Here is a 20,974-nt window from a genome sequence, read left to right as displayed (position 1 = left end):
CGACCTCAGCTCTTTGCCAGCTTGGCGCGCATCTTTTCCAGAAGCGGCGTCAGCAGCGAGGATCCCCGCGACTTGCGGGAATCGGTCTTTCCCGTGATGGTCTGGGCAAGCTGGCGGAAGATCTCGGTGACGCGGTGCTTGGCGTCGACCTCGGCGATCATCTGGCCGTTGTTGGCGGCGGCGCCGAACAGCTGCGGCTCGAACGGCATCGACACCACCGGCGCCGTCTCCAGCGCCTTGGCGAAGTCGGCCGCCCGGATCTCGGGCCGTTTCGGCACCCCGACCTGGTTCAGCATGTAGTAGGGCGGGCGATCGTTGGGGCGGGCGGCGCGGATCAGGTCGATCAGATTCTTGGCGTTGCGCAGCGATGCCAGATCCGGCGTGGCGACGATCAGGATGTGGTCGGCCGAGATCAGCGCCCGCTTGGCCCAGCCGGTCCACAGATGCGGGATGTCGAGCACGATCCACGGCACGCTCGTGCGCAGCACGTCGAGCATCGGATCGGGCGCCTCGGCGTCGATGTCGTAGGTGCGCTCCAGCGTGGCCGGCGCCGCCAGCACCGACAGATGATCGGCGCACTTGGACAGCAGGCGGTCGACGAAGGCGGAATCGACGCGCTCGGGCGCGAAGATGGCGTCGGCGACGCCCTGCGGCGGATCCTGGTTGTAGTCGAGGCCGGCGGTGCCGAACGGCAGGTCGAGATCGACCACCACCGTGTCGATGACGATGTCGCGGGCGATCGCCCAGGCGATATTGTGGGCCACGGTGGAGGATCCGACGCCCCCCTTGGCGCCGACCACCGCCAGCGTGCGGCCGACCGGCTCGGCATCGGGCGCGGCGAACACGCCGGAGACCGCGCGCACGACGTCGAGACTGCCGACCGGCGCGATCAGATAGTCCGACACGCCGCGGCGGGTGAGCTCGCGATAGAGCTGAACGTCGTTCAGCCGGCCGACGACGACGAGCTTGGTGCCGAGGTCGCAGCATTCGGCGAGCCGGTCGAGCCCGTCGAGCAGCTCCGTACGCGACCCCGAATGCTCGATGATGATGACGTTGGGCGTCGGCGCGCCGCGATAGGCCTCGAGCGCGGCGGCGATGCCGCCGGCCTGCACCTTGAGATGCGCCTTGGCCATGCGCCGGTCTTCGGCGGCGGCGGCAACGGCGGCGCCCACCTCGTGGCCTTCGCAGAACGCCTGGATCGACACCCGCGGCACCGGCGCGATGTGGTCGTCGGCCGGCTCGACGGCCGGCATGTCGACGGCGATGGCCGAATGTCTGGTCATTGATCGACCTCGTCGCTCAGCTTGTTCGACTGCGACTTGTTCACCTTCGTCGCGGTGTCTTCGCCCTTGATGTATTTCTCGACGACCGTCTGGCGGCGGGCGGCGCTGGCTGCCTGCTCGCGGCGGGGCTGGACGAGGTCGGCCGGATTGTCGACCATCGCCGCCAGCGCCTTCTGGTTGGCGCAGCCGAAGTTCCAGTACTGGCGGTTCTCCGCCTGATGGAACATGTCCTGCACGCCGAGATCGTCGGGCCAGACGCCGCACGGCCCGGCCTCGGCCTTGACGACCGGATAGACCACCCGGAGCGGCGCCAGCGTGTCTTCCGGGAAGGGCTGGTAGGGCTGCAGCGAGATGCCGTTGCCGGGAATGCCGGTGGCGACAAGCAGGGAGCGCACCTCGCGCGAGGCGATCCGGGCCGCCTGTTCATTGTCGGTGCCGGCCGGCACCTCGATGAACACCGGCCCGGTGCCACGGCGGCGCCAGTTGCCGGCAAAGGCCGTGAGCTCGGCACGCTGCACCGCCGTCAGCGTTCCGCGGCCGGTGCCGATCAGCACCTCGTGGACGGCGCGCCCTTCGACGATGCGGATCGGATGGCGGTCGGGAACGGTCACCGGATAGCCGCTGTCCACCACCTGGTTGGCATGGCAGCCGGCGAGAAGGGTTGCGAGAGCGGCACCGGCGACGGCGCGGGCGATCAGTCGGGAACTCGGCATGGTGATCTCCGGTCCGCTCAATCGATGATGAAGCCGTAGGTGCCGTGATAGGGCCGGGCCGGATCGATCCGGCCCGCGAGGCCGTAGACGCGGTTGATCCGGCCGAGGAGGACGGCGGCGGGGTCGGAGGCCGGGACGAAGCCGTCCTCGGGCGTCTGGAGCTGCTGGCGCGCGACCGGGTTCACGACATAGGGCGTGACGATGATCATCAGCTCGGTCTCGCCGTTCTGGAAGTCGCGCGAACGGAACAGGGCGCCGAGGACCGGCACGCTCTGCAGGCCGGGCAGGCCGGTCATCACCGATTTGGTTTCTTCCTTGATCAGGCCGGCCAGCACCAGCGAGCCGCCGGAGGGCAGTTCGAGGGTCGAGGAGGCGCGGCGCACCTTGATGCCGGGGATGGTCAGCGACTCCATCTTGACGCCGTTGTCGTAGTCGAGCTCCGACACCTCGGTCGACATGCGCAGGCTGATGCGGCCTTCCGACAGCACCACCGGGGTGAAGTCGAGCATCACGCCGAATTTCTTCCAGTCGATCTGGTAGCCGCTGATGAGGGTGTAGCCGGCGATGATCGGGAACTCGCCGCCGGCGGTGAACTTGGCCGACTCGCCGGAGATCGCGGTCAGCGTCGGCTCGGCCAGGGTGCGGATCACGCCGGCCTGCTCCAGCGCGCGCAGCTTGAAGTCGACGTTGCTCTTGCCGCTGTTGAACGTGGTCTGGGTGTTGATGTAGGTGCCTTCGGCCAGCCACTTGCCGGCGACACCGGGCACGTTGACGGTGGCGAAGTCGACGATCGTGCCGGCATCGATCTGGCCCTTGAGATCGACGCCGAACTGCTTGGCCACGGCGCGCTGCACCTCCGCCACCACAACCTTGAGCATGATCTGCTCTTTGGCCTTGATGGCGAGGCGATTGATGATCCGGCCGTTGCTGTCCGAGGAGTCGGAGCCCTTCGACCCGGACGAGAGGGTTGTGATCGAATTGAACGTAGTGGCGCCCTTCGAATCGGCCGCGTTCGCGCCTTGCGCGTCGACCGACGTTGCGCTGTTCGCGGAGCCCAGCGACTCGCCAACGAATGCCGAGGCGATCTTGACCGCCTGCGCCGCATCGGCGGCATTGGCGACCGTGCCCGAAAGCACGATCGAGCTGCCCGCCAGGTCGACATGGATGTCCCCGTTCGGGATGAGGCGGCGCAGCGTGTTCGTCAGGGCACTGACGTCGGCGCCGATCAGGATGTCGAACGCCGCGATCTGGCGGCCCTCGTCGTCGAAGAACACGACATTGGTCTGGCCGTAGTCGATGCCGATCAGGAAAGCGCGCCGTGCCGAGCGCACCACGGCGTTGGCCACCGCGGGATTGGCCACCAGCACGTCCCTGGCGTCGCGCGGCAGCTCCACCACCACCGACTTGCCGCGGCCGAGCGTGATGGTGCGCGCCTTCTGCTCCGCGCTGTTGATTCGAATGACCGCCTCGCCGGCGCCGGCCGGCAGCGGCACGGACGCCGGCAGCAGGAGAGCCGCGGCCATGACCGCCAGCGTCGTCCGGTGGATCCACCCTGTCATGACCCGCCCCTCGATCTTCAACGCGGCGCTGTGGATGCGGCGCCGAAGCGGACGATCGTCACGCCGGTGCGCACCGGTTCCTGATCGTTGGCATCGGCAAGCGAGCGCAGCGCCAGGGAGAGATGTCCGCTCTGGCGCGCCTGGGCCAGGATCTCGGTCTGCCTACCGCTGAGCTCCAGCGTCGCCGTCTTGCCGACCACGACCTTCTCGCCGTTCTTCTCTTCGATGGTCTGGTCGATGGCGAGCACCCGCACATTGGTCAGGACGGTCTCGGCTTGGCTCTCGTTCCTGTCGCCGCCGCCCTTCTTGGTGAGGATCACATCGACGCGGTCGTTCGGCAGGATGAAGCCGGCGGCGCCGGTCTCCGGCGAAATCTCCACCGAGATGGCGCGCATGCCGGCCGGCAGCATCGCCGCCATGAAGCCCGACCCATCGGCCTTGATCAGCTTGGATTCGCGAATGGGCTCGCCCTTCAGGAAGGGCGTGCGGGCGATCGCCCCGGCCAGCACCTCGGGCGCGTTGGGCTTCTGGGCGCGGGTGATGAAATGTGCCCCGGCGGCGGCGGCCGGCCAGGCTTCCCAGGCGATGTCGGCCGGCTTGACGACATTGCCGGTACCGATGTCGGCGTGCGCGATCAGCACCTCGACCGTGTCGATCGTCTTGACCGGCGCGGCAACCGGAGCCGGGGCCTTGGATCTGGTGGCCAGCAGCGCGGCCACGCCCCCCGCTCCGAGCGCGATGAGCAGAACCACGACTCGAGCGCTTTTCATGACGTCTTCCCTGATCGACCCGGCCAGACGGCTGGATCGATGGCGGATTTGATCAGGGAATGGTCAATTTATGGTTAACCGTCGTTCACCACCTGAGAAAGCCGATTAACAAATCGCAACGATTATTCAGAAATATCTCTTTGAGTTGTCGGATCGTCTGAATGCGTGCTTTGGTTGCGGGGCCCGAGGCGCGGCGCATCTTGAAACTTATGCGAGAAATATTTTAATAGCGCTCTTTATGGTTGCAGAGCCGTCATCCACGCCGTGTTGGGATAGACGAGAAGCCCGGCGGCGGCGAGCGCAATGCCATAGGGAATGCCGGTCTTGGCGCAATGCAGCCGCGCCACCCAGTCCTGCCGCATCAGCATCGCCGGCAGCGGCACCGCCCGCGCCGACAGCAGCACGAGCGTCAGCAGCCCCCCGAGCAGCGACGCGCTGACCGCGTAGTCGAGAACGTGGCTCCAGCCCAGCCACAGCGCGGTGGCCGAGGCGAGCTTGGCATCGCCGCCGCCCATCCAGCCGGCGGCAAAGAAGCCGAAGCACACCGCGAACACCAAAGCGGCGGCCGCGAGGTGCCAGCCGATCGCCGCCAGCGGCAGGCCGGCGCCCAGCGCGGCCAGCGCGAAACCGGCGACCAAGGCCAGCGACACCTTGTTGGAGATGCGCATGGTGAGAAGATCGCTCGCGGCCGCGAACGCCATCGCCAGCGGGAACACCAACTGCACCACCATCATCGCGCTCATGCCCACCTCCTCGCCGCAGGCCGCGGCCGCATCTGCAAGACGTCCGGACCAAGTCAGCGGCAGCGCGCGGCCCCGCCGCTGTGCTCGCGGCGAACGATCCATGGCCGTCTATATATGCAACCGGCCTAAACGCTCCGTTGCCGCCACCCCCAACGCAAGAGGCCCCGGACGATGCCGGGGCCCCATCTGCAAACTCGTTGCGAAGCGTCAGCCCTGCGGAGCGACGGCGGCCGCAATACGCTGCCAAGTCAGCAGCAGGTTGTCACCGGCCAACTGCACGGCGGCGATGATGACGACCGCGATGCCCGCGGCGATCAGGCCGTATTCGATGGCGGTGGCGCCCGACTCGTCCTTCACAAAACGCGCGAAAGTCTTCATGGTCACTATCCTTTGGTCCACAGGTGTCTGTCTGCGCACGACCCGATAACCGTTGTCATTCCGGTCTCTCGGGATCGGGTTGGACCTTAAGCCACCGCCTCTTTCTATCCGGTTAAACTGATCGGTGAACCCACCCGCAACAGTCGTTGGCCACCTCAGGGTTAACCGATGCTGATCCAGATCTCTCGAATCTTGGGAATTGCCGAAGCACAGCTTCCGCTGCGTCTCACCACAGCGGCGCCGCCCGCTCGATCCGGGCCGCGATGGCCAGGGCGGCGACGAGTGTCGCCACCGACAGCCCGGCGGCGACCCAACCGTATTCGGCCGCCACCACCGCCCGCTCGTCCCGCCAAAAACGCACGATGAGACTCCTCACGACACGCTCCACACGTAATTGTTCTTCGCGGCGCCATGGCGCCGCGTGCGCGAATGCTAGTCGTCGGCCGTTTCACGGCGGATTAACTCAAATTGTCGCCATCGGTTCGCCCGCGGCAAATGCGTGGCGTGGTTAAGGCAAGCTTTCCGGCGGCGCGACAGCCTGCCGGTAGCCGCCGGCCGTGGTCGCCGTTCGGACTTTCTTCACCATTTTCGGCTCAATCTCGCCGCACGTGCGGGTCTCGCCCGCGCGGTTCGATCGGGAGGGCCGCCATGCGCCGTATCCATGCTCTCGCCTGGGCCATCATGGCGACCGGCCTGGCGGCCGCTGCGCCGCTGGCCGTCTCAGGCACGGCGCAGGCTACCGAGACGATGACCGTGGTGCTGGACCAGGCGCGCGTGCTGCCGCTGCCGGCGGACGTCTCCACCATCGTGGTCGGCAACCCGGCGATCGCCGACGCCACCACCCAGAACGGCTCGCTGATGGTGGTGACCGGCAAGGGCTACGGCCTGACCAATCTCATGATGCTCGACGCCAAGGGCAGGACCGTCGCGGAGCATCTGGTCAACGTGGTGGCGCCGCGCAACAGCACCGTGACCGTGTTTCGCGGCGGCAAGGCGATGGACCGCCTGACCTATGCCTGCGCCCCGCGCTGCGAAGGCACCATCGTGCTCGGCGACTCCAAGGACTATTTCGACAACATGAAGAAGCAGGCCGAGGACCGCAACAAGCTGGCCGGCGGCGGCACGGCGCAGTGATGCGGTTTCCGGACGGTCCCTTCGCGATCCCCGAACCCGGATACGTCCCGCGCCGGCATGCTTGACGAAGTCTTGACCGCACCCCCGGCATTTGCGGCCTGCCCCTAACCCGATATCAACGGCCCTGCGATAGCGTCCGGCAACGTCCAATTGAGGCGGAGCGGAAAAGATGACGTTGGCAGACAGGCCGGGCTGGCGACAATCCTTCGCATACGCCGCGGCGCGGATCTGCGGCTGGCGAACCGTTCGCCGGCTGACGGCGAGCGAGCAGGGCGCGACCGCCGTCGAGTTTGGGCTGATCGGGCCGCTGTTTCTCGGCCTGATGCTTGCGATCCTGGAAACCGGGCTGGTGCAGCTCGCCAGCATGCAGCTCGACACCGCCACCACCGAAGCGGGACGGCTGATCCTGACCGGGCAGGCGCAGACGCAGGGCCTCAGCAGGGAGCAGTTCAAGAAGGCTCTCTGCGCGAACGTGGTCGCCCTGATCGACTGCGACAACGGCGTGCTGATCGACGTGAAATCCTCGACCAGCGGCGTGCCCGACCTGCCGAAACCAACCGACGGCGCCGGCAATGTCACCGCCACCGGCAACGACTGGGATCCCGGCAGCGCCGGCAGCGTCGTGATTGTGCGCGCGCTCTACCAGTACCCCATACTGGCCCGCTTCCTCTTTCCTGGTCTCCGTTTCGACCTCGCCGACCTCGCCAACGGCAAGCGCCTTCTGGTTTCGACGTTGGTGTTCACCAACGAGCCCTATGCCGCACCGGGTACGCCCTGATGAGCACCACCCGCAAAGCTCCTCTCCTGCGGCGCCTTCGCCGGTTCGGCCGGACGCGCCGCGCCGTGGCCATCATCGAATTCACCCTGATCGCGCCCTTCATGCTGTCGCTGTTCTTCGGCGCCGTCGAAGTGGGCCAGCTCCTCACCATCGACCGCAAGACCTCGCAGACGGCCCGCGCGATCGCGGACCTCTCGTCCCAGTTGCGCACACCGCAGCCGAGCGACGCCACCAAGACCGTGCCCGGATGCTGGAACACCGCCGCGCCGACGCCCGAGGAAGCGAAGATCGCCGGCCTGCTCGACGTCACGGATGCGGTGATATCGCCCTACTCGGCCGCCGAACTGAAGGTGGTTGTGAGCTGCCTCGCCGTCGACAAGACCGGCATCGCCACGGTGAAATGGAGCCGCGCCCGGCGCGGCTCGGAGCGCGCACCCGGCAGCACGGTCGCCGTGCCGACGGGCCTCGCCGACACCACCAAGACGACCTACTGGCTGATGGGCGAGACCACCTATGTCTACACGCCGACCATCGGCTACGTTCTGACCGGATCGTTCAACCTGGAAGACAAGGTCTATATGCGCTCGCGCAGCTAAGAAGGCCGCCAGTGCGCAGGGCCTCGCGTCGTTCGTCATCCCGGGCGAACGGCGAAGCCGTGAGACCCGGGATCGTCATCCGGAAGGGTCACCTTCCTGCAAACGGTCCCGGCTCGCGCTTCGCTTGGCCGGGCCGACGAAACGCGCGGCCAGCGTTCAGAGTCTTTGAGCTGTCGCATTCTCGTTCGCAGAACCGGCACCCATTTCTTGCGGAGAATGCTCAGATCGTCTGATTGTAGGCGCCGACGTCGGGGTGGTCGCGCAGCACGCCATCCAGCGCGGCGAACATCTCGCGCATGCGCGGCTCCGAAACTGGGCTTTCCACCACCACCACCAGCTCGGGCTTGTTGGAGGAGGCGCGCACCAGGCCCCAGGTGCCGTCCTCGACCGTGACCCGCACGCCATTGACGGTGTTGAGGTCGCGGATCGGCTGGCCGGCAACGGGCTCGCCATTCGCCTTCGCCGAGGCAAAATGCGCCACCACCGCCTCGACCACGCGATACTTCACCTCGTCGTCGCAGTGCGGCGACATGGTCGGCGACGACCACGTCTTGGGCAGCGCGGTCTTGAGCGCCGACAGCGAGCGGCCGGGATTGCGGTCGAGCATGTCGAGAACCGCGATCGCCGACACCAGGCCGTCATCATAGCCGCGGCCGACCGGCGCACCGAAGAAGAAATGCCCGCTCTTCTCGAAACCGGCGAGCGCCTTGAGCTCGGAAACGCGACGCTTGATGTAGGAGTGGCCGGTCTTCCAGTAGTCGGCCTTGACGCCATTGGCCTTCAGCACCGGGTCGGTGGCGTAGAGGCCGGTCGATTTGACGTCGACCACGAAGGTCGCGCCCTGGTGGATCGCCGAGAGGTCGCGCGCCAGCATGACGCCGACCTTGTCGGCGAAGATCTCCTCGCCCCGGTCGTCGACCACGCCGCAGCGGTCGCCATCGCCGTCGAAGCCGAGCCCGACATCGGCGCCCGACGCCCGCACCGTATCGGCGATGGCGTGCAGCATCTTCATGTCTTCGGGATTGGGATTGTAGCGCGGAAAGGTGTGGTCGAGCTCGACATCGAGCGGCACCACCTCGCAGCCCAATCCCTCCAGCACCCGCGGCGCGAAGGCGCCGGCCGTGCCGTTGCCGCAGGCGCACACCACCTTGAGCCGGCGGGTGAGCTTCGGGCGCTCCAGCAGGTCGGCGATGTAGTGCTCGGCGAAGTCGGGCACGAACACATAGCCGCCGGACGGCGCAAGGTCGAAATCGGCGGCCAGCACGATGTCGCGCAGCCGCGCCATCTCGTCGGGGCCGAAGGTCAGCGGCCGCTCCATCCCCATCTTCACGCCGGTCCAGCCATTGTCGTTGTGCGAGGCGGTGACCATCGCCACGCACGGCACGTCGAGCGCGAACTGGGCGAAATAGGCCATCGGCGACAGCGCAAGCCCGATGTCGTGCACCTTCATCCCCGCCGCCATCAGGCCGGAGATGAGCGCATACTTGATCGACGACGAGTAGCTGCGGAAATCGTGGCCGACCACGATCTCGGGGCGCACGCCGCTGCGGCGGATGAAGGTGCCGAGGCCCAAGCCCAGCGCCTGCACGCCCATCAGGTTGATCTCTTTCTCGAACAGCCAGCGCGCGTCGTATTCGCGAAAGCCGGTGGGCTTCACCAGCGGACGCGACTCATAGGCGAGGCTGTTGGGCGTGAGAGCGGGCTGAGGAATGGGATACATCGGGACCCTGCATGACCGGAGGCTGCGCTTTGGCCCGTATACACCGCCGTTTCGGACGGATCGATGGCAGCGCAAACCTGCGCAGTGTCATCCCGGGCGGCGCGTAGCGACGACCCGGGATCGTCTGCAGAACAAGGCACCCCTTCCGGAAGACGGTCCCGGCTCCTCGCTTCGCTCGGTCCGGGACGACAAAAACCGCAGCCTCGTCATCCCGGCCGAGCGCCAGCGAGAGTCGGGATCGTGTGCAGAAAGGGAGCTCTATCCTGCCAACGGTCCCGGCTCGGCGCTGCGCGCCGTCCGGGACGACATCCTCTCTCCTCCGTCATGCGGAAGGAGAGATCACGCCCCCGCCAGCGCCGCGCCGACGATGGCCTTCGCCTCCGACACGATGGCGTCGAGATGGCTCTGGTCGCGGAAGCTCTCGGCGTAGATCTTGTAGATGTTCTCGGTGCCCGAGGGCCGCGCCGCGAACCAGCCGGCGTCGGTCGTGACTTTCAGGCCGCCGATCGCCGCGCCGTTGCCCGGCGCGTTGGTGAGCTTGGCGGTGATGGCATCGCCCGCCAGCGCCGACGCGGTCACCGCGGCCGGCGACAGCTTTCCGAGCCGCGCCTTCTCGTCCGGGGTCGCCGGGGCGTCGATGCGGGTGTAGAGCGGCGCGCCGAACTCCGCCGTCAGTTCCTGGTAGTGCACGCCGGGATCCTTGCCGGTCACCGCGGTGATCTCGGCGGCGAGCAGGTCCATGATCAGCCCGTCCTTGTCGGTGGTCCACACCGTGCCGTCGCGGCGCAGGAAGCTCGCGCCCGCGCTCTCCTCGCCGCCGAAGGCGAACGAGCCGTCGATCAGGCCCGCCACGAACCATTTGAAGCCGACCGGCACCTCGGCCAGCCTGCGCCCGAGCTTCGCCACCACCCGGTCGATCATGCTGGAGGACACCAGCGTCTTGCCGATCGCGGCCCCGGCCGGCCAATCGGGGCGGTGGGTGAGCAGGTAGCGGATCGCCACGGCCAGATAATGGTTCGGGTTCATCAGCCCGGCCGAGGGGGTGACGATGCCGTGGCGGTCGGCGTCGGTGTCGTTGGCGAACGCCACCTGGTAGGAATCCTTCAGCCGCACCAGGCCGGCCATGGCGTAGGGGCTGGAGCAATCCATGCGGATCTTGCCGTCATGGTCGACGCTCATGAAGGCGAAGCGGCCGTCGACCGTGGTGTTGACGACGTCGATGTCGAGGCCGAAGCGGGCGTTGATCGGCTCCCAATAGGGCAAGGCGGCGCCGCCCAGCGGATCGGCGGCGAGCTTGAGGCCGGCCGCGCGGATCGCCGCCATGTCGAGCACGCTGCCGAGATCGTCGACATAGGGCATGACGAAATCGAACTGATGCGTGGTTTCGGCCTTCAGCGCGCGCTCGTAGGAAACCCGCTTCACGCCGCGATTGGCCTCGCGCAGCAGCGCATTGGCGCGCGCCTCGATCCATTTGGTGGCGTCGGTGTCGGCCGGGCCGCCGTGCGGCGGGTTGTACTTGAAGCCGCCGTCCTCGGGCGGATTGTGCGAAGGCGTGATGACGATGCCGTCGGCCAAGTGATCCGTGCGGCCGCGATTGTGCACCAGGATGGCGCGCGAGACCGCCGGCGTGGGGGTGATGCCGTGGCCGGGCTGGATCGCCACGCTCACGCCATTGGCGGCCAGCACCTCCAGCGCGGTGCGCTCGGCCGGCGCCGAAAGCGCGTGGGTGTCCTTGCCGAGATAGAGCGGCCCATCGATGCCCTGGCCCGCGCGATAGTCGCAGATCGCCTGGGCGATCGCCAGGATGTGCGCCTCGTTGAACGAGCCTGAGAGCGAGCTGCCGCGGTGGCCGCTGGTGCCGAAGGCGACCCGCTGGGCGGGATCGTCCATGTCGGGCCCGCGGTCGTAATAGGCGCGCTCCAGGCGGGCGAGGTCGACCAGGAGATCGGCAGGCGCGGGCTTGCCGGCGAGGGGCGAAATCGTCATCGGAGATCCTTGCGCTCGAACAAATGAGGCGGGGGAGCGGCACGGGCGTGAATGCCCGCAGCTTTGCTGCGGAATGCGGCCGAAGTCCAGCCGTGCCGCCATCCCGACACGCTCACTGGCTGATGACGACGCGGCCCTGGCCGACCTCGACCTTGCGCATCTTGCGCAGGAAGTTCATCCCCAGCAGGCTGCCCTTCAGCGCGCCACGCGGCATCACCGCCACGTCGAGCGTATAGACGCACAGATGGCCGAGCCGGACATTGAGCAGCCGGTCGAGCTCGGCCATCACCACACCATTGGCGGTCTGGAACCGCGCCTGCTTGCGCCTAGGATCTTGCGCCGCGAGGCCGAGCCTGCGGGCGTCCTCGGCGGACAGCGAGGTCATCGAGGCGCCGGTGTCGACGACGACGCGGATCTCGCCGTCCTTGGTCTGAAGCGTGCCCCAGGCATGGCCGCTGCCATCCATGCGCAGCGACAGCGGCTCGGGCTTGGGGTCCTCGCAGCCGGCCGCCGTCTCGCGGGCGGGCCGGTCCGGCTGACCGGGCGACGCGCTCGACCCGAGCTGGCCCGGATCGATGGCCTGGACCACGAACACTGCCGCCGCGCCGACCGCGAACGCGGTCATGATCGCCCATTTGAACATGCCGGTGTCTCCCCAGGGCGGCCCCACTCTAACCCACACACGTTAAGACCCCGCCAAAGCAAAGCCCGCCGGACGGGGGGATCCGGCGGGCTCGCGGATTGGCCTTGCGGCCAGGATCAGGGGACAGACGGTCAGGCCGCCACCTGCTTCAGGAAGGTGTCGACCGAGCCCTGCAGCCGCTGCGCGGCCTGGGCCAGTTCGCCGGTCGAATCCAGCACGTGGCGGGCCGAGCGGTTGGCCTCGCTGATCGCCGTGGTGACGGAGGAAACGTTCTGGGCCACCGTGGCGGTGCCGGTCGAGGCTTCGGAGACGTTGCGCGAGATTTCGTGGGTGGCGGCGCCCTGCTCCTCCACCGCCGCCGAGATGCCGGCGGTGAAGCGCTGCACCTCGTCCATGGTGGCGCTGATCGCGCCGATCGCCTGCACCGCCTCGCCGGTGGCCGACTGGATGCCGGCAACCTGGGCGCCGATGTCCTCGGTGGCCTTGGCGGTCTGGCTGGCCAGCGTCTTGACCTCGCTCGCCACCACCGCGAAGCCGCGGCCGGCCTCGCCCGCGCGCGCCGCCTCGATGGTGGCGTTGAGCGCGAGTAGATTGGTCTGCTCGGCGATGGCGCGGATCAGGTCCACCACGTCGCCGATCTTCTGCGCCGAGGCGGCGAGCGCGCCGACCTGGCCGTTGGTCGTCTCGGCCATCGCGGCTGCCTTGGTGACGATGTCGTTGGCCTGGGTCACCTGGCGGGCGATCTCCTGGACCGAGGAGCCGAGCTCCTCGGCGGCCGAAGCGACGCTCTGGACGTTGCTCGCCGCCTGCTCGGAGGCGCCGGCGGCGGAGACCGCCTGCTCGCTCGCCTCCTGGGAGACGCCGGTCAGCGACTTGGCGGTGGCCTCCAGCCCCTCGACATTGACATTGAGGGCGCCGAGCACGGTTTGGACGTCGGCGCGGAAGGTCGAGATCGCCGCCTCGATACGCGCCTGACGCTCGGCGCGGGCGGCCTCTTCGGCCTTGGCCTGCGCTTCCAGCTCGGCGCGCTTCCTGGCATTGTCGCGGAACACCAGCACCGCGCCGGCCATCTCGCCGAGCTCATCCTTGCGGGAGGTGTCGATGGCGGCGATGTCGCGCCCTTCGGCGAGGTCGAGCATCGCCTTGCGCAACGACTGCAGCGGCCCGGCGATGCCGCGGGCAATCCAGAACACCACGGCACCGAGCGCCAGAACGATGACCAGGGTCACGGCGCCGCTCTTCAGCGCCGCCTCGGCCACCTCGGCATTGATGTCGTCGACATAGACGCCGGTGCCGACCGCCATGCCCCACGGCTTGAACAGCTTGATGAAGGTGGTCTTGTCGGCGGCCACGTCGCTGCCGGCGCGCGGGAAGGCGTAATCGACGAAGCCCTGGCCGGCACGGTCGACCGCGTCCTTCAGTTGGCGTCCGAAATAGACGCCGTTGCTGTCCTTCAAATCGAGAAGCGTCGCCCCGACCAGCTTGGGGTTGGGATGCACCCGGATGACGCCCTCACGATCCTGCACGAAGAAATAGTCGCCCTCGCCGAAACGGATGTTGCCGAGCACCGTGAAGGCGGCCTCGCGGGCCTTGTCCTCGGCCATGGCGCCGGACTTGGCGAGCTTGTCATAGGCGTCGAGAATGCCGAGGGTGGACTGGACCAGCGCCTCAAGCTGGACACGGCGGGCTTCCACCAATTGTCCGCGTTGCAGCCAGACCATTGCACCCGCGAGGATGCCGCACCCCAGTGCGAACAGGCCAACCAACAGATAAAGACGTCCTCGCACACCCAGGCGCATGGCAGTTCCCCGTACAGGCGACCCCCGGAGGCAGGGCCGATCCCGGATTAGGGACTCAAATCCCTGTATGAATGGTTACAGAGGGGAACATTGGCGCCTAATACTTTCGCACCGCAAAATAATATCGAGCAATCGCCACGCGCTGAAACAGCATTACGCTACGCAATACGCGCTGAGGGTGCAGACTCTTCTTACAACGAACACGCGCATGTGATCGGCCGCGCTCAAGTGCCGCGGGGCTTGGCGCGGGTGGTGGGCACGGCCGCCGCCGGATCCTCCGGCCAGGGGTGCTTGGGGTAGCGGCCCCGCATGTCGGCCCGCACCGCGCTCCACGAGCCGGTCCAGAAGCCCGGCAGGTCACGCGTCACCTGGATCGGCCGGTGGGCGGGCGACAGCAATTCCAGCACCAGCGGCACCCGGCCGCCGGCCAGCGCCGGATGGGTGGAAAGGCCGAACAGCTCCTGCACCCGCACCGACACGGTGGGCCCGGCCTCGGCGGCATAGTCGACGGCGAGGCGCGAGCCGGTTGGGGCGACAAAATGAGTCGGCGCCTCGGCGTCGAGCCGGCGCGCCAGATCCCAGGGCACCAGCGCGTGCAGCGCCGTCGCCAGCGTGTCGGCGCCGATGTCGGCCAGCGCGCTCTTGCCGACGAGATACGGCGCCAGCCAGTCGCCGGCGGTGGCGGCGAGGGCGGCGTCGGCGAGATCCGGCCACCCCTCGCCTTCCGCCTTGCGCAGGAAGGCGACGCGGTCGCGCCATTGCAGGAGCGCCTTGGTCCAGGGCAGGCGGGCGAGCCCGAGCTTCGCGATGCCCTCGGCCAGCGCGCGGGCGGCGGCGTCATCGCCTGGCACCGGCAGCGGCGCCTCGGCGAGCACGAGCGCGCCGAGCCGGCGGACACGGCGCGCCCGCAGCGCCGCCGCGCCCTGGTCGAAGACCAGCTCGGTGCGGCCGACGATGTGTGCCGCGAAATGCGTCTCGATATCGGCAAGGTCGAGCGCACCGGCGATGAGGATGCGCGGCTCGGCCGCCGCCCCGGCCAGTTCGCCGACCGCCAGGAACGGGCTCTTGGCCAGCGCGTGCGCCGGATCGAGCCCGGCGCCACGGCCATTGGCGAGCAGGAAGGCGCCGGGCCGGCCGCGCGCCTTGGCGAGGCGGTCGGGATAGGCCAGCGCCAGCAGCAGCGCCGGCGACAAGGCGGGGGCCTGCCCTTTCGACGACCCACCGGCAAGCCGCGCCCAGCCGGCCGCGGCCCGTCGCGCGTCCTCGGCCCGGCGAGACCGGTCGCGCCGGAAGGATTGTAGCCGGCTATCGACATCGACGTCGTCGGCGCCAAGGCCGCGTTCCGACAGGATGGCGGCGGCCTCTGCGGCCAGCCCCGCCGCGCCGGCACGGGCGCCGTCCACCACCATGCGGGCAAGCCGCGGATGCAGCGGCAGGCGGCGCAGCGCCCGCCCCTCCTCGGTCAGCCGCCCCCCGGCATCGAGCGCGTCGAGATCGACGAGCAACGCGCGGGCCTCGGCCCAGGCCGCGGCCGGCGGCGGGTCGAGCCAGGACAGCGTCGTCGGGTCGGTGACGCCCCAGGCGGCGAGATCGAGCACCAGCGAGGCCAAGTCGGCGGCCAGGATTTCCGGGGTGGCGAAGGCCGGCAGGCTCATGGTCTGCGGCTCGTCCCACAGCCGCCAGCACACGCCGGGCTCGGTGCGCCCAGCGCGGCCGCGCCGCTGGTCGGCGGCGGCCCGCGACACCCGCACGGTCTCAAGCCGCGTCAGGCCGACGTCGGGCTCATAGCGCGGCACCCGGGCGAGCCCGCAATCGATGACGCCCCGCACGCCCGCGATGGTCAGGCTGGTCTCGGCGATCGAGGTCGCCAGCACCACCTTGCGCCGGCCCTTCGGCGACGGCTCGACCGCCCGGTCCTGCGCCGCGGCATCGAGCGCACCGTAGAGCGGGGCGATGTCGACCGCCGGGTCGCGCACGCTCTCGCCGAGGCGGTCGGCGACGCGGCGGATCTCGGCAGCGCCCGGCAGGAACACCAGGAGCGAGCCGTCTTCCTCCGCCAGCGCGCGGCGCACGCACGCCGCGACCTCCTCCTCCAGCCGCAGCGCCGGATTGCGGCCGACATAGCGGGTCTCGACCGGAAAGGCGCGGCCTTCGCTCTCCACCTTCGCCGCATCGCCGAGCAGGCGGGCGACGCGGGCGCCATCCAGCGTCGCCGACATCGCCAGCAGCTTGAGATCAGGGCGAAGCGCGCCTTGGGCGTCGAGCGCCAGCGCGAGGCCGAGATCGGCATCGAGCGAGCGCTCGTGATACTCGTCGAAGATCACCGCCGCGACGCCCTCCAGCGTCGGGTCGTCGAGGACCAGCCGGGTGAACACGCCCTCGGTGATCACCTCCAGCCGGGTGCGGGCGGAGACCTGCGAGGCGAACCGGACGCGCAAGCCCACCGTGTCGCCGACCCGCTCGCCGATCGTCGCCGCCATGCGGGCGGCCGCCGCACGGGCGGCGAGACGCCGCGGCTCCAGAAGCAGGATTCGTTTGCCGGCTGCCCAATCCTCGCCGAGCAGCACCAGCGGCACGCGCGTGGTCTTGCCGGCGCCGGGCGGCGCCACCAGCACGGCGTTCGCGCGCTGGCGAAGCGCTGCGGTCAGCGCCGGCAGCGCCTCGTCGACCGGGAGCGAGCCTCCCGCCATCGCGTCCGTGCGCACCCGCTCAGACGCGCCCGACGCAGGTATAGGTGAAGCCGGCCTTGGCGACGTCGTCCGGACGGTAGATGTTGCGCAGATCGACCAGCGCCGGCTGGTTCATGATGGTCTTGAGCCGGGCGAAATCGAGCGCACGGAAGGCGTCCCATTCGGTGACGATCACCAGCACGTCGGCGCCCTCGGCGGCCTGATAGGGGCCCTCGCAATAGGTGACGTTGGGCAGCAGCGCGCGGGCATGCTCCATGCCCTCGGGGTCGAAGGCGCGCACCGTCACCCCGGCATCCTCGAGCGCGGTGACGATGGCGAGCGCGGGCGAATCGCGCATGTCGTCGGTGTTGGGCTTGAAGGTGAGCCCCAGCACCGCCGCGGTGCGGCCGCGCGGCGCGCCGCCGAGTGCCGCGATCACCTTGCGGGCCATGGCGCGCTTACGCACATCGTTGACCGCCACCACCGTCTCGACGATGCGCAGCGGCACGCCGGCATCCTGCGCCGTCTTGACCAGCGCCTGGGTGTCCTTGGGAAAGCACGAGCCGCCATAGCCCGGCCCGGCGTGCAGGAACTTCGAGCCGATGCGGTTGTCGAGGCCGATGCCGCGCGCCACCTCCTGCACATTGGCGCCGACCTGCTCGCACAGATCGGCGATTTCGTTGATGAAGGTGATCTTCATCGCCAGGAAGGCGTTGGCGGCGTACTTGATCAGCTCCGAGGTGCGGCGCTGGGTGTAGAGGAGCGGCGCGGCGTTGAGATAGAGCGGCCGGTAGAGCTCGGCCATCACCTCGCGGGCGCGCGGATCCTCGGTGCCGACGACGATGCGGTCCGGCCGCTTGAAGTCGGAGATCGCCGCGCCCTCGCGCAGGAATTCCGGGTTGGAGACCACCGCGAAATCGGCATCGGGCCGGGCCTCGCGGATGACGCGCTCGACCTCGTCGCCGGTGCCGACCGGCACGGTCGACTTGGTGACGACGACCGTGTAGCCGGACAGGCTCGCCGCGATCTCGCGGGCGGCGGCATAGACGTAGGACAGGTCCGCGTGGCCGTCGCCGCGGCGCGACGGCGTGCCGACGGCGATGAACACCGCATCGGCATTCTGCACCGGCTCGGCGAGGGCGGTGGCAAACGACAGCCGGCCGGCCTTGACGTTGTTCGCCACCAGATCTTCGAGCCCCGGCTCGTAGATCGGCATCACGCCACGCTCCAGCGCAGCGATCTTGCCGGCATCCTTGTCGACGCACACCACCTGATGGCCGAAATCGGCGAAGCAGGCGCCGGATACCAGCCCGACATAGCCCGTTCCGATCATTGCGACCCGCATCGGCTCGACTCCCCGCTGCAGCCGGCGCCCAAGCCGGACAGAGGCCACGTTCTAGCAATGGCGGCGGCGGAAGGCGAGATCGGCCTTGGCGCCACCACAGGATGATCTGCCGCATCAGCCCAGCAGCAGCACCGCCACCCCCGCCACGATCAGCACCATGCCGGCGATCTCGCGCCGCGACACCGCCTCGTGCAGCCGGCCGGACACGACGTGCGCGAACGGCACCTCGACCAGCGCCAGGGTGCGGACATTGGCGGCCGAGGTGAGGGCGAAGCCGATGTACCAGAACTGCGAGGCCAGCGCCCCGGTGAAGCCGGCCGCCAGCGACGCCCGCCAGGCCGCGAGCGTCGCGGCCAACCGTGGGCGGTCGGCAATCATCAGCCAAAACACGAGAACTGCCGTCTGGAAGGCGAGCGCCACGACCAGGATGGTGGACGCCGCCAGCACCGCATTGGCCGCCGGCACCGCCAGGATGGCCCCACGGAAGCCGACCGCCGCGACCGCGAACAGCGCCCCCGCGGCGAGCCCGAGGCCCGCCGCGCCGGGATCGGCCCCGCCGCCACGGCCGCGCGTTGGCGACAGCGACACCAGCACCACGCCGCAGGTGGCGGTTGCAATGCCGGCGGCGTCGGCGACGCTCGGCAGGTCGTTCAGCATGTAGACGCCCGCCAGCGCCACCAGCACCGGCTCGGCCTTCAGCATGGCGATGGTGACGGCGAACGAGCGGCGCCGCATCGCCGCCAGCATCATCGCCGTGCCGCCGATCTGGGCGAGTCCGCCGCACGCGGCCCAGGCCAGCGCCCCCTGCCCCGGCAGCGGCGGCAGCGCGCCCGAGCCGGCCGCGACCAGCGCCAGGAACAGGAGCGAGAACGGCAGGCCGTAGAGGAAGCGCACCAGCGTCGCGCCGACCGTGCCGAGGCTGTCGGTGAGGTTTCGCTGCAGCACGTTGCGGGCGGTCTGGGTGGCGGCGGCGAACAGGGTCGCCGGTATCCACAGGAGTTCGAAGGCCATTCGCGTCGGCCGCTCCGCAGCGTCATGCAAGGTCCGGCGGACCAAGCCGGAGCTTCGCGTTCGGTTCGCCGCAACACCCGGATCCGAACATGGGTTTTTCGGCGGGATCGTTTCCGGTACCCGAAGCGATCGACCGGAAACCGCACCGGGCGCGTTCGCACGGCACACGAGCGGCTCCGGCGGCCGGTGCAACGGGCCGTTCCAGCGTTGTATACCCCAGATCCGGCGCTGTTGCGCGCAAACCGCATCTCGCCCACAGCGTGTCTGCCGCCCGGCCGGCGCGGTTTGCGCCCCGGTCCAAATGGGCTAGAAAGGCGTGTTGTGCCCGCTCCATGCGGCGGGCTGCCGGCCGGCGGAAGCTTGACCGGGACGGCAGTGGCGCGGGCCAATTCGCGCATCAACGGACAGTGCCGGAACAGGAGCGAGGTCTTGCCGACGTTACATTCTCGTTCGGTTTGTCATTCTCGTTCGGTTTGCTGGCTCGCCGCGGCCGGAGTGCTTCTCGCGGCCGCCCCAGCCGGCGCGGCGCCGGCTTTGCTGGTTGAGGCCGACAGCGGTCAGGTTCTGCAGCAGCGCGAGGCCGGACGGCCCTGGTATCCCGCCTCGGTCACCAAGCTGATGACCACCTATGTGGCGCTCGCCCGCATCCGCGATGGCCGCGCCTGGCCGGAGACGATCGTCACCTTCTCGGACAATGCGGTGGCGCAGTCCCCCTCCAAGATGGGCTTCAAGGCCGGCACGCAGATCACGCTGGAGAACGCCCTGCGCATGCTGATGGTGAAGTCGGCCAACGACGTCGCCGTCGCCGTCGCCGAGACGCTGGGCGGCTCGGTCGCAGGCTTTGCTGCCGACATGAACGCCTATGCCCAGCGGCTCGGCATGAGCGGGTCGAACTTCGTCAATCCGCACGGCCTGCCCGACGCCGAGCAGTACACCACCGCGCGCGATATGGCGGTGCTGACCCGCGCGCTGATCCACGAGTTTCCGCAGGCCGAGGCGCTGTTCCGCATTCCGGCGATCCAGCTCGGCAAGATCAAGATGCGCAACCACAACGCCTTGCTGCACCGCTACGACGGCACGGACGGGATGAAGACCGGCTTCATCTGCGCCTCGGGCTTCAATGTGGTCGTGACTGCGACGCGCGGCGGCAAGCGGCTGATCGCGGTGGTGTTCGGCGGCGCCACGGCGAACGAGCGCAACGAGACCGCCGCCGCCCTGCTGGAGAAGGGGTTCCAGCCGCGCTTCAGCCTGTTCGAGTCCTCGTCCAGCGTCGAGTCGATTTCCAACACCGGCGGCGGGCCGGCCAATATCAGCGACGTGGTGTGCGGCAAGGGCCGCAAGCAGGCCGAGGACACCGACGACGAGCCGGCGGGCGCGGCGGTGCCCAGGACCACCTCCGACCCCGACGACATCTACGCCACCATACGCGGCGACCGGTCGGCGGCGGCCAGTGCAAATGCGGCCGGCGCAGGCGCGGCCAAGCCCGGCAAGGTGGCGCGACCGAGCCTGCTCGGGCCGGTGGTGATCCGTCCGGCGGTGCCGGTCTATGTCGGCCCGGCGCGCGGCGACACCCTGCTGGCCGGGATCGCCTCCACCCCGGCGACGCTCGCAGCAGCCCCCCGCCGTCTCAATCCCGACGGCCGGGCGGTCGCGGCAAGCGTGGCGGCCGGCGGCGCACCCTTGCCGCTGACAAAGCCCATAACACCGGCCATTCCCAACCTCTCGGCCTATGCCCCCGGCGGCGGCACAGCCAGCGTACCGGTTCCGCGGCCGCGGCCGCGCAGCAACTGAGGCGGGGCCGACCGGTCACGCCGGAATGCCGGAAACCGCACGAGCCGCCTGCGGCT

The 20,974-nt window shown here is 69.2% G+C and carries 18 protein-coding genes; 4 read left to right on the top strand and 14 right to left on the bottom strand.

What is annotated here, in order from left to right; all coding sequences use genetic code 11:
- Positions 1-5: 5 nt before the first annotated feature.
- The 7 genes from F1193_RS01880 to F1193_RS17625 all read right to left on the bottom strand — a co-directional run bounded on the left by F1193_RS01880 (position 6) and on the right by F1193_RS17625 (position 5,807).
- Positions 6-1,283, bottom strand: a complete 1,278-nt coding sequence (locus F1193_RS01880) for a CpaE/TadZ family protein (RefSeq protein WP_150095969.1) — start codon at positions 1,281-1,283, stop codon at positions 6-8.
- Positions 1,280-1,996 (bottom strand): CpaD family pilus assembly protein, encoded by a 717-nt coding sequence (locus F1193_RS01875; RefSeq protein WP_150095968.1) that lies wholly within the window; start codon positions 1,994-1,996, stop codon positions 1,280-1,282. Before F1193_RS01875 ends, F1193_RS01880 begins: the two co-directional genes overlap by 4 nt.
- 17 nt (positions 1,997-2,013) lie before the next feature.
- Positions 2,014-3,555, bottom strand: coding sequence for a type II and III secretion system protein family protein (locus F1193_RS01870; RefSeq protein ID WP_150095967.1), 1,542 nt, complete (start codon positions 3,553-3,555; stop codon positions 2,014-2,016).
- Positions 3,556-3,572: 17 nt separating this feature from the next.
- Positions 3,573-4,325 carry a Flp pilus assembly protein CpaB gene (gene cpaB / locus F1193_RS01865; protein WP_150095966.1) on the bottom strand — a complete coding sequence of 251 codons (753 nt, stop codon included), beginning with the start codon at positions 4,323-4,325 and terminating at the stop codon, positions 3,573-3,575.
- A gap of 236 nt (positions 4,326-4,561) precedes the next feature.
- Positions 4,562-5,068: an A24 family peptidase gene (locus F1193_RS01860; protein ID WP_210247277.1), complete on the bottom strand. Its 507-nt coding sequence runs from the start codon at positions 5,066-5,068 to the stop codon at positions 4,562-4,564.
- 207 nt (positions 5,069-5,275) lie between these two features.
- Positions 5,276-5,446 carry a Flp family type IVb pilin gene (locus F1193_RS01855; protein ID WP_150095965.1) on the bottom strand — a complete coding sequence of 57 codons (171 nt, stop codon included), beginning with the start codon at positions 5,444-5,446 and terminating at the stop codon, positions 5,276-5,278.
- A 226-nt stretch (positions 5,447-5,672) separates the two neighbouring features.
- Positions 5,673-5,807 carry a Flp family type IVb pilin gene (locus tag F1193_RS17625; protein ID WP_281287225.1) on the bottom strand — a complete coding sequence of 45 codons (135 nt, stop codon included), beginning with the start codon at positions 5,805-5,807 and terminating at the stop codon, positions 5,673-5,675.
- A 287-nt stretch (positions 5,808-6,094) separates the two neighbouring features.
- Here F1193_RS17625 and F1193_RS01850 point away from each other — a divergent pair, with 287 nt between their 5' ends.
- From F1193_RS01850 to F1193_RS01840, 3 genes are all read left to right on the top strand, one after another.
- The gene (locus F1193_RS01850; protein ID WP_170263269.1) at positions 6,095-6,580 is read left to right on the top strand and encodes a pilus assembly protein N-terminal domain-containing protein; all 486 of its coding nucleotides are present in this window, start codon (positions 6,095-6,097) and stop codon (positions 6,578-6,580) included.
- A gap of 169 nt (positions 6,581-6,749) precedes the next feature.
- Complete coding sequence (locus F1193_RS01845; protein WP_150095963.1) at positions 6,750-7,358, top strand: TadE/TadG family type IV pilus assembly protein; 609 nt, start codon at positions 6,750-6,752, stop codon at positions 7,356-7,358.
- Complete coding sequence (locus F1193_RS01840; RefSeq protein WP_150095962.1) at positions 7,358-7,954, top strand: TadE/TadG family type IV pilus assembly protein; 597 nt, start codon at positions 7,358-7,360, stop codon at positions 7,952-7,954. The genes F1193_RS01845 and F1193_RS01840 overlap by 1 nt, the downstream gene beginning before the upstream one ends.
- Positions 7,955-8,174: 220 nt before the next feature.
- Here the strand turns inward: F1193_RS01840 and F1193_RS01835 are convergent, their stop codons facing one another.
- From F1193_RS01835 to F1193_RS01805, 7 genes are all read right to left on the bottom strand, one after another.
- A complete protein-coding gene (locus F1193_RS01835; protein ID WP_150095961.1) occupies positions 8,175-9,674 on the bottom strand; it encodes a phosphomannomutase/phosphoglucomutase in 1,500 nt (499 codons plus the stop codon).
- Between the two features lie 339 nt (positions 9,675-10,013).
- Positions 10,014-11,660 carry a phosphoglucomutase (alpha-D-glucose-1,6-bisphosphate-dependent) gene (gene pgm / locus F1193_RS01830; RefSeq protein WP_150095960.1) on the bottom strand — a complete coding sequence of 549 codons (1,647 nt, stop codon included), beginning with the start codon at positions 11,658-11,660 and terminating at the stop codon, positions 10,014-10,016.
- A gap of 112 nt (positions 11,661-11,772) precedes the next feature.
- Positions 11,773-12,303, bottom strand: coding sequence for a retropepsin-like aspartic protease family protein (locus F1193_RS01825; RefSeq protein ID WP_150095959.1), 531 nt, complete (start codon positions 12,301-12,303; stop codon positions 11,773-11,775).
- 131 nt (positions 12,304-12,434) lie between these two features.
- On the bottom strand, positions 12,435-13,997 hold the full coding sequence (locus tag F1193_RS01820; protein ID WP_170263266.1) for a methyl-accepting chemotaxis protein: 1,563 nt from the start codon (positions 13,995-13,997) through the stop codon (positions 12,435-12,437).
- Between the two features lie 329 nt (positions 13,998-14,326).
- Positions 14,327-16,792 carry an ATP-dependent helicase HrpB gene (gene hrpB / locus F1193_RS01815; RefSeq protein WP_150095957.1) on the bottom strand — a complete coding sequence of 822 codons (2,466 nt, stop codon included), beginning with the start codon at positions 16,790-16,792 and terminating at the stop codon, positions 14,327-14,329.
- A gap of 19 nt (positions 16,793-16,811) precedes the next feature.
- The gene (locus tag F1193_RS01810; protein ID WP_150095956.1) at positions 16,812-18,116 is read right to left on the bottom strand and encodes a UDP-glucose dehydrogenase family protein; all 1,305 of its coding nucleotides are present in this window, start codon (positions 18,114-18,116) and stop codon (positions 16,812-16,814) included.
- A 114-nt stretch (positions 18,117-18,230) separates the two neighbouring features.
- Entirely contained in the window at positions 18,231-19,127 is an 897-nt protein-coding gene (locus tag F1193_RS01805; RefSeq protein ID WP_150095955.1) for an EamA family transporter, read from the bottom strand.
- 495 nt (positions 19,128-19,622) lie between these two features.
- On the opposite strand from F1193_RS01805, the gene F1193_RS01800 reads away from it, so the two are divergent.
- Positions 19,623-20,918, top strand: a complete 1,296-nt coding sequence (locus tag F1193_RS01800; protein ID WP_170263263.1) for a D-alanyl-D-alanine carboxypeptidase family protein — start codon at positions 19,623-19,625, stop codon at positions 20,916-20,918.
- The last annotated feature ends 56 nt before the right edge of the window (positions 20,919-20,974 follow it).

Origin of the sequence: Blastochloris sulfoviridis, assembly GCF_008630065.1 — a bacterium.
In the GTDB taxonomy this organism is placed as follows: Bacteria; Pseudomonadota; Alphaproteobacteria; order Rhizobiales; family Xanthobacteraceae; genus Blastochloris; species Blastochloris sulfoviridis.
Note: the sequence above shows the minus strand (reverse complement) of the source record. Positions and strands in the feature narration are given on the sequence as shown.